The organism is Pseudomonas sp. GW822-FHT03F04, assembly GCF_058801405.1.
Window position 1 is genome coordinate 47,063 of the sequence record NZ_JBXANF010000018.1, and the last position, 15,060, is coordinate 62,122.

The 15,060-nt window shown below is 58.5% G+C and carries 11 protein-coding genes; 1 reads left to right on the forward strand and 10 read right to left on the reverse strand.

Features of this window, described 5'->3' with window-relative positions; genetic code table 11:
- Positions 1–128: 128 nt before the first annotated feature.
- From brnQ to sdhC, 10 genes are all read right to left on the reverse strand, one after another.
- Entirely contained in the window at positions 129–1,442 is a 1,314-nt protein-coding gene (brnQ, locus tag AC1RMX_RS29435; RefSeq protein ID WP_102620367.1) for a branched-chain amino acid transport system II carrier protein, read from the reverse strand.
- A gap of 329 nt (positions 1,443–1,771) precedes the next feature.
- On the reverse strand, positions 1,772–2,653 hold the full coding sequence (sucD, locus tag AC1RMX_RS29440) for a succinate--CoA ligase subunit alpha (protein WP_017127973.1): 882 nt from the start codon (positions 2,651–2,653) through the stop codon (positions 1,772–1,774).
- Entirely contained in the window at positions 2,653–3,819 is a 1,167-nt protein-coding gene (sucC, locus tag AC1RMX_RS29445) for an ADP-forming succinate--CoA ligase subunit beta (protein ID WP_493073865.1), read from the reverse strand. Before sucC ends, sucD begins: the two co-directional genes overlap by 1 nt.
- A 199-nt stretch (positions 3,820–4,018) precedes the next feature.
- Positions 4,019–5,455: a dihydrolipoyl dehydrogenase gene (gene lpdA, locus AC1RMX_RS29450; protein WP_085732276.1), complete on the reverse strand. Its 1,437-nt coding sequence runs from the start codon at positions 5,453–5,455 to the stop codon at positions 4,019–4,021.
- 97 nt (positions 5,456–5,552) lie between these two features.
- Positions 5,553–6,767: a 2-oxoglutarate dehydrogenase complex dihydrolipoyllysine-residue succinyltransferase gene (odhB, locus tag AC1RMX_RS29455; protein ID WP_493073866.1), complete on the reverse strand. Its 1,215-nt coding sequence runs from the start codon at positions 6,765–6,767 to the stop codon at positions 5,553–5,555.
- Positions 6,768–6,809: 42 nt separating this feature from the next.
- Positions 6,810–9,641 (reverse strand): 2-oxoglutarate dehydrogenase E1 component, encoded by a 2,832-nt coding sequence (locus AC1RMX_RS29460; RefSeq protein ID WP_096822973.1) that lies wholly within the window; start codon positions 9,639–9,641, stop codon positions 6,810–6,812.
- Positions 9,642–9,900: 259 nt separating this feature from the next.
- Complete coding sequence (locus AC1RMX_RS29465; RefSeq protein WP_007959035.1) at positions 9,901–10,605, reverse strand: succinate dehydrogenase iron-sulfur subunit; 705 nt, start codon at positions 10,603–10,605, stop codon at positions 9,901–9,903.
- 11 nt (positions 10,606–10,616) lie between these two features.
- Entirely contained in the window at positions 10,617–12,389 is a 1,773-nt protein-coding gene (sdhA, locus tag AC1RMX_RS29470) for a succinate dehydrogenase flavoprotein subunit (RefSeq protein ID WP_085608857.1), read from the reverse strand.
- Positions 12,390–12,392: 3 nt separating this feature from the next.
- Positions 12,393–12,761, reverse strand: a complete 369-nt coding sequence (gene sdhD / locus AC1RMX_RS29475) for a succinate dehydrogenase, hydrophobic membrane anchor protein (protein WP_085710546.1) — start codon at positions 12,759–12,761, stop codon at positions 12,393–12,395.
- Entirely contained in the window at positions 12,755–13,129 is a 375-nt protein-coding gene (gene sdhC / locus AC1RMX_RS29480; protein ID WP_055137330.1) for a succinate dehydrogenase, cytochrome b556 subunit, read from the reverse strand. Before sdhC ends, sdhD begins: the two co-directional genes overlap by 7 nt.
- Positions 13,130–13,493: 364 nt before the next feature.
- On the opposite strand from sdhC, the gene gltA reads away from it, so the two are divergent.
- Entirely contained in the window at positions 13,494–14,783 is a 1,290-nt protein-coding gene (gene gltA / locus AC1RMX_RS29485; protein WP_007959044.1) for a citrate synthase, read from the forward strand.
- Positions 14,784–15,060 lie beyond the last annotated feature (277 nt).

Below are 15,060 nucleotides of genomic sequence, written 5' to 3' on the forward strand. Positions count from 1 at the left end.
CGGCAACCCTTCGACGTTAGCTCAGGGAAAAAGACACTGCCTCACGCCCATAAAAAATGCCCCGTATCGATTGATACGGGGCATTTCTGTTTAATCGCTCGGAAGCCGCTTGTGGCGGCCGGGCAATCTTAAGCCAGGGCTTCGGCGCGCTTGCCCAGCAGGCGGTCGCAAACCACGGCAACTACCAGGGTCATCACACACGGCACCAGCCACGCCAGGCCCTGCTCGCTCAGCGGCAGGTGGGCCAGTTGCGACGGCAGCCAGTCAGCCAGACCGGCGCCTTTCAAGGCGTCGATGGTGCCGAACACGAACGACACCAACATCACCGGGCCCATGATGCGACTCTGTTCATGCCAGAACGCAGCGCAGAAGCTCAGGGCCACCAGCACGATGCACGGCGGGTAGATCGCGGTCAGTACCGGGATCGAGAACGCGATCAGCTTGGTCAGGCCCAGGTTGGACACCAGCAGCGAGAACGCAGCCAGGATGATCACCAGCGTCTTGTAGGACAGTGGCAACACGCGGCTGAAGTACTCGGCACAGGCGCAGGTCAGACCGACCGCCGTCACCAGGCAGGCCAGCGAGATCAGCACCGCAAGGAAACCGCTACCCAGCGAACCGAAGGTGTGTTGCACGTAAGCGTGCAGCACCGCCGCGCCATTGGTAGCGCCAGCGGCCACTTCATGGCTGCCGGAACCCAGACGGAACAGGCTGACATACACCAGCGCCAGACCGACGCCGGCAATCAACCCGGCGATGATTGCGTAACGGGTGATCAGCGCAGGCGACTCGACGCCACGGGAGCGGATCGCGTTGACGATGACGATGCCGAACACCAGAGCGCCGAGGGTATCCATGGTCAGGTAACCATTGATGAAGCCCTGGGAGAACGGTGCCGCGACGTATTCCGGAGTGGCCACGCCGATATCACCCGCCGGCAGCGCAAACGCAGCGATGCCGAGTACCGCCAGGGCGATGATCTTCAGCGGCGCGAGGAAGCGCCCTACGGTGTCCAGCAAACGGCCCGGGTAGAGCGAGATGAAGAACACCAGCAGGAAGTACACCGAGCTGTAGAGGAACAGCGCCAGCGGGCTTTCGCCAGTCAGCGGCGCCAGGCCTACTTCGAACGACACGGTCGCGGTACGCGGCGTTGCGAACAACGGACCGACCGCTAGGTAGCACGCTGCTGCCAGCACGCCACCGGCAATCTTGCCGATCGGACTGCTCAGGGAATCCATCGCTCCGCCGACCTTGGCCAGCGCCACGACGGTGATCACCGGCAGACCGACCGCCGTGATCAGGAAGCCCAGCGCCGCCATCCAGACGTTGGGTCCGGACTGCAAACCGACGATAGGCGGGAAGATGATGTTGCCGGCCCCGACGAACAGGGCGAATGTCATAAAACCAAGTGCCAGGATGTCCTGACCTTTCAAAACTTTCATTAAGGAAATACCACACTACTGAATCGGAATTTAGAGGGGGATTTCCCTGTGGGGTTAGGGAAATGCTGTCAATCCGTATGGGACTGACCCGTTTAGCGCGTTGCATGCCTTGTGGGCGGCAGACGCAAAAATGGCTGCTAGCCTAACGAATTTGTCTGACAAACGCACTGTTTGAGGGCGAACTATCCGATACGCGACGTGTCTGTGTCGCGTTTTTGCATGTTATTGGGCGAGAGCCTATAAATCGCTATCGTCAAACAAACATCAGAAACGACAAAGGCCACCCGAAGGTGGCCTTTGTTTGGTAAAGCGTCAGCTAAGCGCGAGGCTTACTTGACAGCCCAACCAGTCAGCTCGGCCAGGGCCTTGCCGATGTCCGCCAGCGAACGCACGGTTTTCACGCCTGCGTCTTGCAGAGCAGCGAATTTCTCGTCTGCAGTGCCTTTGCCGCCGGAGATGATTGCGCCAGCATGGCCCATGCGCTTGCCCGGAGGAGCAGTCACACCAGCGATGTAGGAAACAACCGGCTTGGTCACGTGAGCCTTGATGTAGGCAGCCGCTTCTTCTTCAGCCGAACCGCCGATCTCGCCGATCATCACGATCGCCTCGGTCTTCGGGTCTTCCTGGAACAGCTTCAGGATGTCGATGAAGTTCGAACCCGGGATCGGGTCACCACCGATGCCGACGCAAGTCGACTGACCGAAACCGGCGTCAGTAGTCTGCTTAACAGCTTCGTAGGTCAGGGTGCCGGAACGGGAAACGATACCGACCTTGCCTGGCAAGTGAATGTGACCTGGCATGATGCCGATCTTGCATTCGCCTGGGGTGATCACGCCTGGGCAGTTAGGGCCGATCAGGATGACACCCAGCTCGTCGCACTTAACTTTAGCGTCCAGCATGTCCAGGGTAGGAATGCCTTCGGTGATGCAGACGATCAGCTTGATGCCGCCGAAAGCTGCTTCCAGGATCGAGTCCTTGCAGAAAGGAGCCGGAACGTAGATCACGCTGGCGGTGGCGCCAGTGGCAGCTACGGCGTCTTTCACGGTGTTGAACACTGGCAGACCCAGGTGCTCGGTGCCGCCTTTGCCTGGAGTTACGCCGCCAACCATCTTGGTGCCGTATTCGATGGCTTGCTGGGTGTGGAAGCTACCTTGCGAACCGGTAATACCCTGGCAGATAACTTTGGTGTCTTTATTGATCAGGACGCTCATTACTTGCCCTCCGCAGCTTTAACGACTTGTTGAGCAGCGTCGGTCAGGCTGGTAGCAGCGATGATGTTCAAACCGCTTTCTGCCAGTACTTTAGCGCCCAGTTCAGCGTTGTTGCCTTCAAGACGAACAACAACCGGGATTTTCACGCCGACTTCTTTCACTGCACCGATGATGCCTTCGGCAATCATGTCGCAACGAACGATGCCGCCGAAGATGTTAACCAGTACTGCAGCGACGTTGGTGTCGGACAGAATGATTTTGAATGCTTCGGTAACGCGTTCTTTGGTAGCACCACCACCTACGTCGAGGAAGTTGGCTGGCTTGCCGCCGTGCAGGTTGACGATGTCCATGGTACCCATGGCCAGGCCGGCACCGTTTACCATGCAGCCGATGTTGCCTTCCAGCGCTACGTAGTTCAGTTCGAACTTGGCAGCGTGCGCTTCGCGCGGATCGTCCTGCGACGGATCGTGGAAAGTCTTCAGCTTAGGCTGACGGTACATTGCGTTGGCGTCGATGTTGATCTTGGCGTCCAGGCAGTGCAGATCGCCGTCAGCCTTGATCACCAGCGGGTTCACTTCCAGCAGAGCCAGGTCGTGATCCTTGAACAGCTTGGCCAGACCTACGAAGATCTTGGCGAACTGAGCAACCTGCTTGCCTTCCAGACCCAGCTGGAATGCCAGCTCGCGACCCTGGAATGGCTGAGCGCCAACCAGTGGATCGATAGTGGCTTTCAGAATTTTTTCTGGAGTGTCGTGAGCGATTTTCTCGATGTCCACGCCACCTTCGGTGGAAGCCATGAACACGATGCGACGGCTCGAACGGTCAACGACAGCGCCCAGGTACAGCTCTTTAGCGATATCAGTGCACGATTCAACCAGGATCTTGGTGACTGGCTGGCCATTGGCGTCAGTCTGGTAAGTCACCAGACGCTTGCCCAGCCACTGCTGTGCGAAGGCTTTGGCGTCTTCTTTGCTGCGAACCAGCTTTACGCCGCCCGCTTTACCGCGACCACCGGCGTGGACCTGGGCTTTGACAACCCACTCGCTGCCGCCGATTTTGTCGCAAGCTTCTGCTGCTGCTTCCGGGGTGTCTACTGCGAAACCAGTGGAAACTGGCAGGCCGTATTCAGCGAACAGCTGCTTACCCTGATACTCGTGAAGATTCATGCTTTTTACCGTCTTCGTTAGGTACTGCGCATTCGGCGCTGCGCTCTTGATGAGTGCCGCGCCACCTGTGACTGCTGCTTGCGTAGCCTTTCCGGATACCCGGTGCAGCTACGCAAGGCTGCGTCCAGCGGACATTCCGCGGTGAGTCTTGCACGCAAGGCTCACGACGGGCCGTACCGCCGTGGTTTCTTATTGTGTCTTAACGCTTCTTGCGGTTGGCAATGTGGATGGCGCCGCCATTCACAGCCAGAGCAGCTTCGTGCAAGGCTTCAGACAGGGTCGGATGGGAGAAAACCATCATGCCCAGGTCTTCAGCGCTGGTGCCGAATTCCATACCGATCGCGCCCTGCTGAACCAGTTCTGCAGCGCTCGGGCCAATCACGTGCACGCCCAATACGCGGTCAGTCTTGGCATCGGCGATGACCTTGACGAAACCACCGGTATCGTTGGCGGCCATGGCACGGCCGGATGCTGCGAACGGGAAGGTGCCGACGTTAACTTCAACGCCTTCAGCTTTCAAGGCCTGCTCGGTTTTACCCACCCATGCGATTTCCGGGTGAGTATAAATAACCGAAGGGATCAGGTCATAGTTCATCTGAGCCTTGTGGCCCTTGATGCGCTCGACAACCATGATGCCCTCTTCCGAGGCTTTGTGAGCCAGCATCATGCCGCGAACCACGTCACCGATGGCGAAGACGCCCGGTACGGTGGTAGCGCAGTGATCGTCAACGTGCACGAAACCGCGCTCGTCCAGGGTCACGCCGCTGTCGGCAGCCAGCAGATCAGTGGTCACCGGACGGCGACCAACGGCTACGATCAGCTTGTCGAAAGTGATGGTCTGTTCGCCGTTGGCATCGGTGTAGTTCACAACGACTTCGTCGCCGTTCACTTTCGAGCCGGTCACGCGAGCGCCCAGTTTGATGTCCAGACCTTGTTTGGTCAGGGTTTTCAGCGCTTCCTTGGAAACAGCGGTGTCCGCTGCCATCAGGAAGGTGTCCAGGGCTTCCAGGACAGTCACTTCTGCACCCAGACGCGACCAGACCGAACCCAATTCCAGACCGATCACGCCAGCGCCGATCACGCCCAGACGCTTGGGAACGGATTGGAATTCCAGAGCGCCAGTCGAATCAACGATGACTTTCTGATCGACCGGAGCCGGTGGAATGTCGATCGGACGCGAACCTGGAGCCAGGATGACGTTTTCGGCTTCGATGACTTCAACCGAGCCGTCTGGCTTGGTGACTTCGACTTTCTTGCCGGCCAGCAGTTTGCCGTGGCCCTGGATCGAAGTAACGCCGTTGGCCTTGAACAGGGTGGCAACACCGCCGGTCAGGTTCTTGACGATGCCAGCCTTGCGGCCAACCATCGCAGCGACGTCCATTTTGACTTCGCCGGTCGAGATACCGTGGACGTTGAAGCTTTCTTTCGCTTCCTTGTATTTCCAGGAGCTGTCCAGCAGCGCCTTGGAAGGAATGCAGCCTACGTTCAGGCAGGTGCCGCCCAGGGCTTGCTTGCCTTCAGCATCGGTGTACTTCTCGATGCAGGCAGTGCTCAGACCGAGTTGCGCGGCCTTGATGGCAGCCACGTAGCCGCCAGGGCCCGCACCGATCACTACTACGTCAAATTTCTGCGACATTCAAAAAATCCTCTTTAGCGAAAAGCTTCAAGCCGCGCGCTGCAAGCCAGGCTGCGTTCTCTTGCAGCTTGAAGCTTGCAGCGCGTGACTGCTTCTATCAGATATCCAGCAACAGACGAGCCGGATCTTCCAGCAGGTTCTTGATGGTCACCAGGAAAGTCACAGCTTCTTTGCCATCGATCAGACGGTGATCGTAGGACAGTGCCAGGTACATCATCGGACGAATAACGACCTGACCGTTGATGGCCATCGGACGCTGGATGATGTTGTGCATGCCCAGAATCGCTGCCTGCGGCGGGTTGACGATCGGAGTCGACATCATCGAACCGAAGGTACCACCGTTGGTGATGGTGAAGGTACCGCCGGTCATCTCGTCCATCGACAGTTTGCCGTCACGGGCTTTCTTGCCGAAAGTGGCGATGCCGCCTTCGATTTCAGCCAGGCTCATCAGTTCGGCGTTACGCAGAACCGGAACCACCAGACCGCGGTCGCTGGAAACAGCAACACCAACGTCGGCGTAGCCGTGGTAAACGATGTCGCCGCCGTCGATCGAAGCGTTGACAGCCGGGAAGCGTTTCAGCGCTTCGGTGGCAGCCTTCACGAAGAACGACATGAAGCCCAGGCGTACGCCGTTGTGGGACTTCTCGAACAGGTCCTTGTACTTCGAACGCAGCGCCATGACTTCGGTCATGTCGACTTCGTTGAAAGTGGTCAGCATCGCCATGTTCGACTGAGCTTCTACCAGACGCTTGGCCACGGTAGCGCGAACGCGGGTCATCGGAACGCGCTTCTCGACGCGGTCGCCAGCAGCGAACACAGGAGCGGCAGCGGCTGGAGCAGCAGCCTTAGGCGCAGCAGCCGGAGCGGCTTTCTTGGCTTCAACAGCGGCAACCACGTCTTCCTTGGTCACACGGCCGTCTTTGCCAGTGCCTTTTACGGAAGCCAGGTTGATGCCGTTCTCTTCGGCCAGCTTGCGAGCGGCAGGAGCAGCGATAGCGTCTTCGTCAGCGCCGGCAGCTGGAGCAGCGGCAGCAGCGGCCGGTGCAGCAGCGGCAGCCGGAGCGGCAGCAGCGCCGCCTTCAACGATGGAGCCTAGGACTTCGTCGGACAGGACGGTGTCGCCCTCGCCCTTGACGATTGCGCCCAGCACGCCGTCGGCGGTAGCCAGCACTTCCAGGACAACCTTGTCGGTTTCGATGTCGACGATCAGTTCGTCACGCTTGACGGCGTCGCCCGGTTGCTTGTGCCAGGTGGCAACGGTGCCATCGGCAACCGATTCCGGGAAAGTGGGGGCTTTGATCTCGATAGCCATTGTCTGTGGTTCCTTAAATTCGGTTTCAGGTGCGCGAAGGCGTTAAACGGTAAACGCGTCTTGCAGCAGTTTTTCCTGCTGCTCGGCGTGCATCGATGCGTAACCACATGCTGGTGCAGCAGAAGCCTCACGGCCCGCGTACTCAAGTACGAGAGATTTGTTGAGGTTACTGATGCTGCGACGCAGGTGGTGCTGGCTGCAGTACCAGGCGCCCTGGTTCATCGGCTCTTCCTGGCACCAGACAGCCGCTTTGGCGTTGGTGTAAGGAGCCAGGACTTCTTTCAAGTCGTCCTCAGGGAATGGGTACAGCTGCTCGATACGCACGATGGCGATATCTTCGCGGCCTTCGGCACGGCGTTTTTCCAGCAGGTCGTAGTAGACCTTGCCGCTGCACAGAACAACGCGCTCGACCTTTTTCGGGTCCAGTGCATCGACTTCCGGGATAACGGTCTGGAACGAACCTTCGGCCAGATCTTCCAGCGTCGAGATTGCCAGTTTGTGACGCAGCAGCGACTTCGGAGTCAGCACTACCAGTGGCTTGCGCAGCGGGCGAATCACCTGACGACGCAGCAAGTGGTAGATCTGGGCCGGCGTGGTCGGCATGCACACCTGAATGTTGTGCTCGGCGCACAGCTGCAGGTAACGCTCAAGACGTGCCGAGGAGTGCTCAGGGCCCTGACCTTCGTAACCGTGCGGCAGCAGCATGGTCAGACCGCAGAGACGGCCCCACTTGTGCTCGCCACTGGTGATGAACTGGTCGATAACAACCTGCGCACCGTTGGCGAAGTCGCCGAACTGGGCTTCCCAGATCACCAGCGCGTTTGGCGTGGTGGTCGAGTAACCGTATTCGAATGCCAGTACGGCTTCTTCCGACAGGAACGAATCGTACAGGTCGAAGCGCGGCTGACCGTCGTACAGGTTCTGCAACGGAATGTAGGTGCCGGCATCTTTCTGGTTGTGCAGAACAGCGTGACGGTGCGAGAACGTACCGCGGCCGATGTCCTGACCGGTCATGCGAATCGGGTGACCTTCGAACGCCAGGGTCGCGTACGCCATGGTTTCGGCGTAACCCCAGTTGATCGGCAGGCCGCCGGCTTGCATCTTCTGACGGTCTTCGTAGATCTTCGCAACCTGGCGCTGAACCACGAAGCCTTCCGGAATTTCCAGCAGCTTGGCGGACAGTTCCTGCAGGGTCTTCAGATCGAAGCGAGTGTCGTGACGCGCAGTCCAGGCGTGGCCCAGATACGGACGCCAGTCCACGAACAGCTCTTTGTTCGGCTCTTTGACCAGCGATTTCACTACGTGCAGACCGTTGTCCAGCGCGTTGCGGTATTCGTCGACTTTCGCCTGAACACGCTCAACGTCGAGCACACCGCCCTGGGTCAGGCGATCAGCGTACAGCTCACGAGTGGTGCGCTGCTTGGTGATCTGCTGATACATCAGAGGCTGGGTGCCGCTTGGCTCGTCAGCTTCGTTGTGGCCGCGACGACGGTAGCAGACCAGGTCGATCACCACGTCACGCTTGAACTGCATGCGGTAGTCGATGGCCAGCTGGGTCACGAACAATACGGCTTCCGGATCATCACCATTCACATGGAGGATCGGCGCCTGGATCATTTTCGCAACGTCGGTCGCGTACTCGGTGGAGCGCGAGTCCAGCGGGTTGCTGATGGTGAAACCAACCTGGTTGTTGATCACGATGTGCACGGTACCGCCGGTCTTGAAACCGCGGGTCTGCGACATCTGGAAGGTTTCCATCACCACGCCCTGACCTGCGAATGCAGCGTCACCGTGGATGGAGATCGGCAGAACCTTCTCGCCGGTAGGGTCGTTACGACGATCCTGACGGGCGCGAACCGAACCTTCAACCACCGGGGAAACGATTTCCAGGTGGGACGGGTTGAACGCCATGGCCAGGTGAACTTCACCGCCGGCGGTCATCACGTTGGACGAGAAGCCCTGGTGGTATTTAACGTCACCGGAACCCAGCTCGACCTTCTTCTTGCCTTCGAACTCGTCGAACAGCTCGCGCGGGTTCTTGCCGAAGGTGTTGACCAGCACGTTCAGACGGCCACGGTGGGCCATGCCGATGACGACTTCCTTGGTGCCGTAGGAACCGGAACGCTGGATCAGTTCGTCGAGCATCGGAATCAGGCTTTCGCCGCCTTCCAGACCGAAACGCTTGGTGCCCGGGTATTTGGTACCCAGGTATTTTTCCAGACCTTCACCGGCGGTGACGCGCTCGAGCAGGTGGCTCTGAATGTCGGCGGAGTAGGTCGGACGGCCACGTACGCTTTCCAGACGCTGCTGGAACCACTGGCGCTGCACGGAATCGGTGATATGCGTAAATTCAGCGCCGATGGTGCGGCAATATGTCTGCTGCAACGCTTCGTGAATTTCGCGTAGGCTCGCTTCCTCTTTGCCGATGAACAGGTCGCCGGCACGGAAGGTCGTATCAAGATCGGCATTGGTCAAGCCGTAATGATTGATCGACAGGTCTGCAGGTGCAGGACGCTGCCACAGTCCCAGCGGGTCAAGCTGGGCTGCCTGGTGGCCACGCATACGGTAGGCCTGGATCAATCGCAGCACTTCAACTTGCTTCTTCTCGTGCTCACTGCTCACGCTGCCGGCGGAAACCGGTTGGGCGCGGCGCTGGTTCTTTGCCAGCAGCACGAAATGATCGCGAATTGTGGAGTGCGAAACATCGGTGGCAGAGCCGCCGTCGGCGGGCAGCTTCTGAAAGTAGGTGCGCCACTCTTCTGGCACAGCGTTAGGGTCGTGCAGGTAGAGCTCATAAAGCTCTTCCACATAGGCAGCGTTTCCACCTGAAAGGTAGGCGCTGTTCCACATGCGCTGCATCACGCTTTCTTGCATGCTTGGTCACCCTCGGTTAGGGGAACACCATCGGTGTCGACACCGAGCAAACTTGCAGAAGTCCGAATGCAGCGACCAAAACAAGCCACTTAGGATCACACTGATAGTCCGGGTACCAGCCCGGATGCCCCTGCTTGTCTCATTTCTTCAAAATAAGAGCCGCAGCTTATGGCTGTTGCTCTGGTTATAGCTCTGGCGCGGGTTGAAGCCCGCGCCACAGCCTCTACGGTGAAGCAGTACTACTTTTACAGCTTCTGAATCACACGCCGCTCGAAAGCAGCATGTTACGGATGTGACCGATGGCCTTAGTCGGGTTCAGGCCTTTCGGACATACGTTGACGCAGTTCATGATGCCCCGGCAGCGGAAGACGCTGAACGGGTCATCGAGGGACGCCAGACGCTCGGACGTCTTGGTGTCACGGCTGTCTGCCAGGAAGCGGTACGCTTGCAGCAGGGCAGCCGGACCCAGGAATTTGTCCGGGTTCCACCAGAAGGACGGGCAAGAGGTCGAGCAGCAGGCGCACAGGATGCACTCGTACAGACCGTCGAGCTTTTCACGCTCTTCAGGGGACTGCAGACGCTCGATGGCCGGAGCCGGCGTGTCGTTCTGCAGGAATGGCTTAACCTTCTCGTATTGCTTGTAGAAGATGCTCATATCGACAACCAGGTCACGGATAACCGGCAAACCTGGCAGAGGACGAACGATCAACTTGTTACCTTTGACGACAGCGGACAGCGGCGTGATGCACGCCAGGCCGTTCTTGCCGTTGATGTTCATGCCGTCGGAGCCGCAGACACCTTCACGGCAAGAGCGACGATAGGAGAAACCCTCGTCCTGCTCTTTGATCAGGGCCAGCACGTCCAGCACCATCAGGTCTTTACCACCGGTATCAACCTGGAATTCCTGCATGAACGGCGCAGCGTCCTGATCAGGGTTGTAACGATAAACACTGACTTGCAACATGGCGGTCACCCTTAATAAGTCCGGACTTTTGGTTCGAAAGTCGGAACAGTCTTCGGCGAGAAGTTCACGGCACGCTTGGTGACGCGCTTGTCACCCGGGAAGTACAGGGTGTGGCACAGCCAGTTTTCGTCGTCACGATCTTCGAAGTCTTCACGGGCGTGAGCGCCGCGGGACTCTTTACGTACTTCGGCAGCGATGGCGGTAGCTTCAGCCACTTCCAGCAGGTTTTGCAGTTCCAGCGCCTCGATACGTGCAGTGTTGAACGCCTGCGACTTATCGTTGATCTTCACATTCGCGATGCGCTTGCGCAGATCCGCCAGCTGGGCAATACCTTTCTGCATGTATTCGCCGGTACGGAATACACCGAAGTAGTTCTGCATGCAGCTTTGCAGCTCGCGACGCAGGGTAGCGACGTCTTCGCCGTCGGTACGGTTGTTCAGTGCGTTCAGGCGCGACAGTGCAGCTTCGATGTCGGCTTCGGTGGCGTCATCGTATTCGATGCCGTCAGTCAGCGCTTTTTCGAGGTGCAGGCCGGCAGCGCGACCGAAGACCACCAGGTCGAGCAGCGAGTTGCCGCCCAGACGGTTGGCGCCGTGAACCGATACGCAAGCCACTTCACCGACCGCGAACAGACCAGGAATGATCTGATCCACGCCTTCGGCGTCCTGGGTGATCGCCTGGCCATGAATGTTGGTGGCAACGCCGCCCATCATATAGTGGCAAGTCGGAACAACCGGAACCGGAGCAACCACCGGGTCAACGTGAGCGAAAGTCTTCGACAGTTCGCAGATGCCTGGCAGACGACTGTGCAGCACTTCCTCGCCCAGGTGGTCGAGTTTGAGCATTACGTGGTCGCCATTCGGACCGCAACCGTTGCCGGCGATGATTTCTTTAACCATCGAACGGGCAACCACGTCACGACCAGCCAGGTCTTTGGCGTTCGGAGCGTAACGCTCCATGAAACGCTCGCCGTGCTTGTTGATGAGGTAACCACCTTCACCACGGCAGCCTTCTGTAACCAGTACACCGGCGCCGGCGATGCCGGTCGGGTGGAACTGCCACATTTCGATGTCTTGTACCGGCACGCCAGCACGCAGAGCCATGCCGACGCCGTCACCGGTGTTGATCAGGGCGTTGGTGGTGGATGCATAGATACGACCTGCACCGCCGGTCGCCAGTACGGTGGCTTTCGCGCGGATGTAGGTGGTTTCGCCGGTTTCGATGCAGATTGCGATCACACCGACGAATTCGCCTTCCTGGTTTTTCACCAGGTCGACAGCGTAGTACTCGTTCAGGAACGTGGTACCGGCTTTCAGGTTGCCCTGATAAAGGGTGTGCAGCAGCGCGTGACCGGTACGGTCGGATGCGGCGCAAGTACGGGCAGCCTGCCCGCCTTTACCGTAATCCTTCGACTGACCGCCGAACGGACGCTGGTAGATACGGCCTTGCTCGGTACGCGAGAACGGCAGACCCATGTGGTCCAGCTCGAAAACGGCAGCCGGGCCTTCCTGACACATGTATTCGATAGCGTCCTGGTCACCGATGTAGTCGGAACCCTTGACGGTATCGTACATGTGCCAGCGCCAGTCATCGTTCGGGTCAGCGGACGCGATGGCGCAAGTGATGCCGCCCTGAGCGGATACAGTGTGCGAACGGGTCGGGAAGACCTTGGTGATCACGGCAGTCTTGTGACCGCCCTGTGCCAGCTGCAGCGCAGCGCGCATGCCGGCACCGCCACCACCAATAATGATGGCGTCGAAAGAAATCGTTGGAATGTTAGCCATGACTCAGATACCCCAGAGAATCTGCACACCCCAGACGAAGTAAGCGAACATCGCAACGCCGCATACTGCCTGGAAAAGGAAACGTACTGCAGTCGCGGACTTGCCCAGCGCCATCGGCGTCAGGTAGTCGGTCGCGATGGTCCACATGCCGACCCAGGCGTGAGCGCCCAGGGCAACCAGTGCCAGCAGACTGAAGATACGCATTCCGTTGTGGGCGAACAGGCCATGCCATTGTTCATAGCCAATGCCCGGGTGAGCGGCGAGGTAGCCGATCAGGAAGATGAAATAAGCCGCGAGAACAACCGCAGACACACGCTGTGCCATCCAGTCATAGAGGCCCGAACGCGAAAGGTTCGTAACGCTGGTTACCATATCCAAACTCCTGCCAGAACGATCAGCACCACGGAAACGGCGATGATAATTTTCGAGCCCAGGCGGCCGCCTTCCAGCGTCTCACCGATGCCCATGTCCATGATCAAGTGGCGCACACCGGCAACCAGGTGATACAGCAGAGCGGACAGGAGGCCCCATGCTACGAACTTGGCCAGCGGGCTGGTCAAGCATGCCTTCACCTCGACATAACCTTCCTCGGAACCCAGGGATTTGCCCAATGCATAAAGCATGATGCCAAGGCCCAGGAAGAGGATGATGCCGGAAACACGGTGAAGAAACGACGTAACGCCGGTGATGGGGAGTTTGATGGTCCTTAGGTCTAGGTTTACAGGTCGTTGGCTTTTCACGGCTTTTTTTTCACACTGAAGAGCCCCTAACAATCAGGGCAAAGTTGTTGGGGAGTGCACTGGTCAGGTAACCACCACCCAGGGATGCGACCCCCAATGAAAGCAAGCCCAAAAGCCCTTGGCGGTCGGTCGCCGAGTATAGACAGTTAGGCTACTAATGACAACGCAATCGCCTACCCCCAATAGCTGATTGCACAAGTTGTATAAAAGGCGTAAATGGCAGGCAATTTCGAGGAAAAAGTGCGGTTAAAGCCTTCTGGAGCAAGACTTTAGGCAAATTGACATTCGAATTTATCTCACTATAGTGGTGCGGGCCCTGCGTGGGGGGTCTGTCTGATGATTTCAAGCATAAATAGGAGGCCACATGGCTGACAAAAAAGCGCAGTTGATCATCGAGGGCGCAGCCCCCGTCGAGCTGCCCATTTTAACCGGCACCGTTGGTCCCGATGTAATCGATGTTCGGGGCCTGACGGCCACGGGCCGCTTCACTTTCGACCCCGGTTTCATGTCGACCGCTTCCTGCGAATCGAAGATCACCTATATCGATGGCGACAACGGCATCCTGCTGCACCGCGGCTATCCGATCGAACAGCTGGCTGAAAAGTCGGACTACCTGGAAACCTGCTACCTGCTGCTGAACGGCGAACTGCCGACTGCAGAGCAAAAGGCCCAGTTCGTCGGCACCGTGAAGAACCACACCATGGTTCACGAGCAGCTGAAAACCTTCTTCAACGGCTTCCGCCGTGACGCCCACCCGATGGCCGTCATGTGTGGTGTAGTCGGCGCCCTCTCGGCCTTCTACCACGACTCCCTCGACATCAATAACCCGCAGCATCGCGAAATCTCCGCGATCCGCCTGGTTGCCAAGATGCCGACCTTGGCCGCGATGGTTTACAAGTACTCCATGGGCCAACCCATGATGTACCCGCGCAACGACCTGTCGTACGCGGAAAACTTCCTGCACATGATGTTCAACACCCCGTGCGAGATCAAACCGATCAGCCCGGTACTCGCCAAGGCCATGGACCGGATCTTCATCCTCCACGCCGACCACGAGCAGAACGCTTCGACCTCCACCGTGCGTCTGGCCGGCTCCTCGGGTGCCAACCCGTTCGCCTGTATCGCCGCCGGTATCGCCGCACTGTGGGGCCCTGCCCACGGCGGTGCGAACGAAGCCGTGCTGACCATGCTCGATGAAATCGGCGATGTCTCGAACATCGACAAGTTCATCGCCAAGGCCAAGGACAAGAACGATCCGTTCAAGCTGATGGGCTTCGGTCACCGCGTCTACAAGAACCGCGACCCACGTGCGACCGTGATGAAGCAGACTTGCGACGAAGTGTTGAAGGAACTGGGCATCCAGAACGATCCGCAACTCGAACTGGCGATGCGCCTGGAAGAGATCGCCCTGACCGACCCGTACTTCATCGAACGCTCGCTGTACCCGAACGTCGACTTCTACTCGGGGATCATCCTCAAGGCGATCGGCATTCCGACCAGCATGTTCACCGTGATCTTCGCCCTGGCACGTACTGTCGGCTGGATCTCGCACTGGAAGGAAATGCTCTCCAGCCCGTACAAGATTGGCCGTCCGCGTCAGCTGTACACCGGCTACGAGTCGCGTGACATTACCAAGCTGGAAGACCGCAAATAAGACCTGTCTTGCGATAACGTCTTAAGTTGTAACGGGAACGGCCTCCATGTGAATGGGGGCCGTTTTTCGTTTTTGGATTGGGGGCATATCCGTTGCTGCGGTAACGGCTTCTTAGGGTTCCGCCCTTACGGCGGGTCACTTTTTTCAAACGCCAAAAAAGTAACCAAAAAGGCTGAACCCCGGCGTACGGCACTTCGCTTAGGCTCAGTGTTCCCTCGCTACGGTGTCCATCAGGGGGCATCGCCTACGGTTTGCTTCGCTGCACCTCCTCTCGATG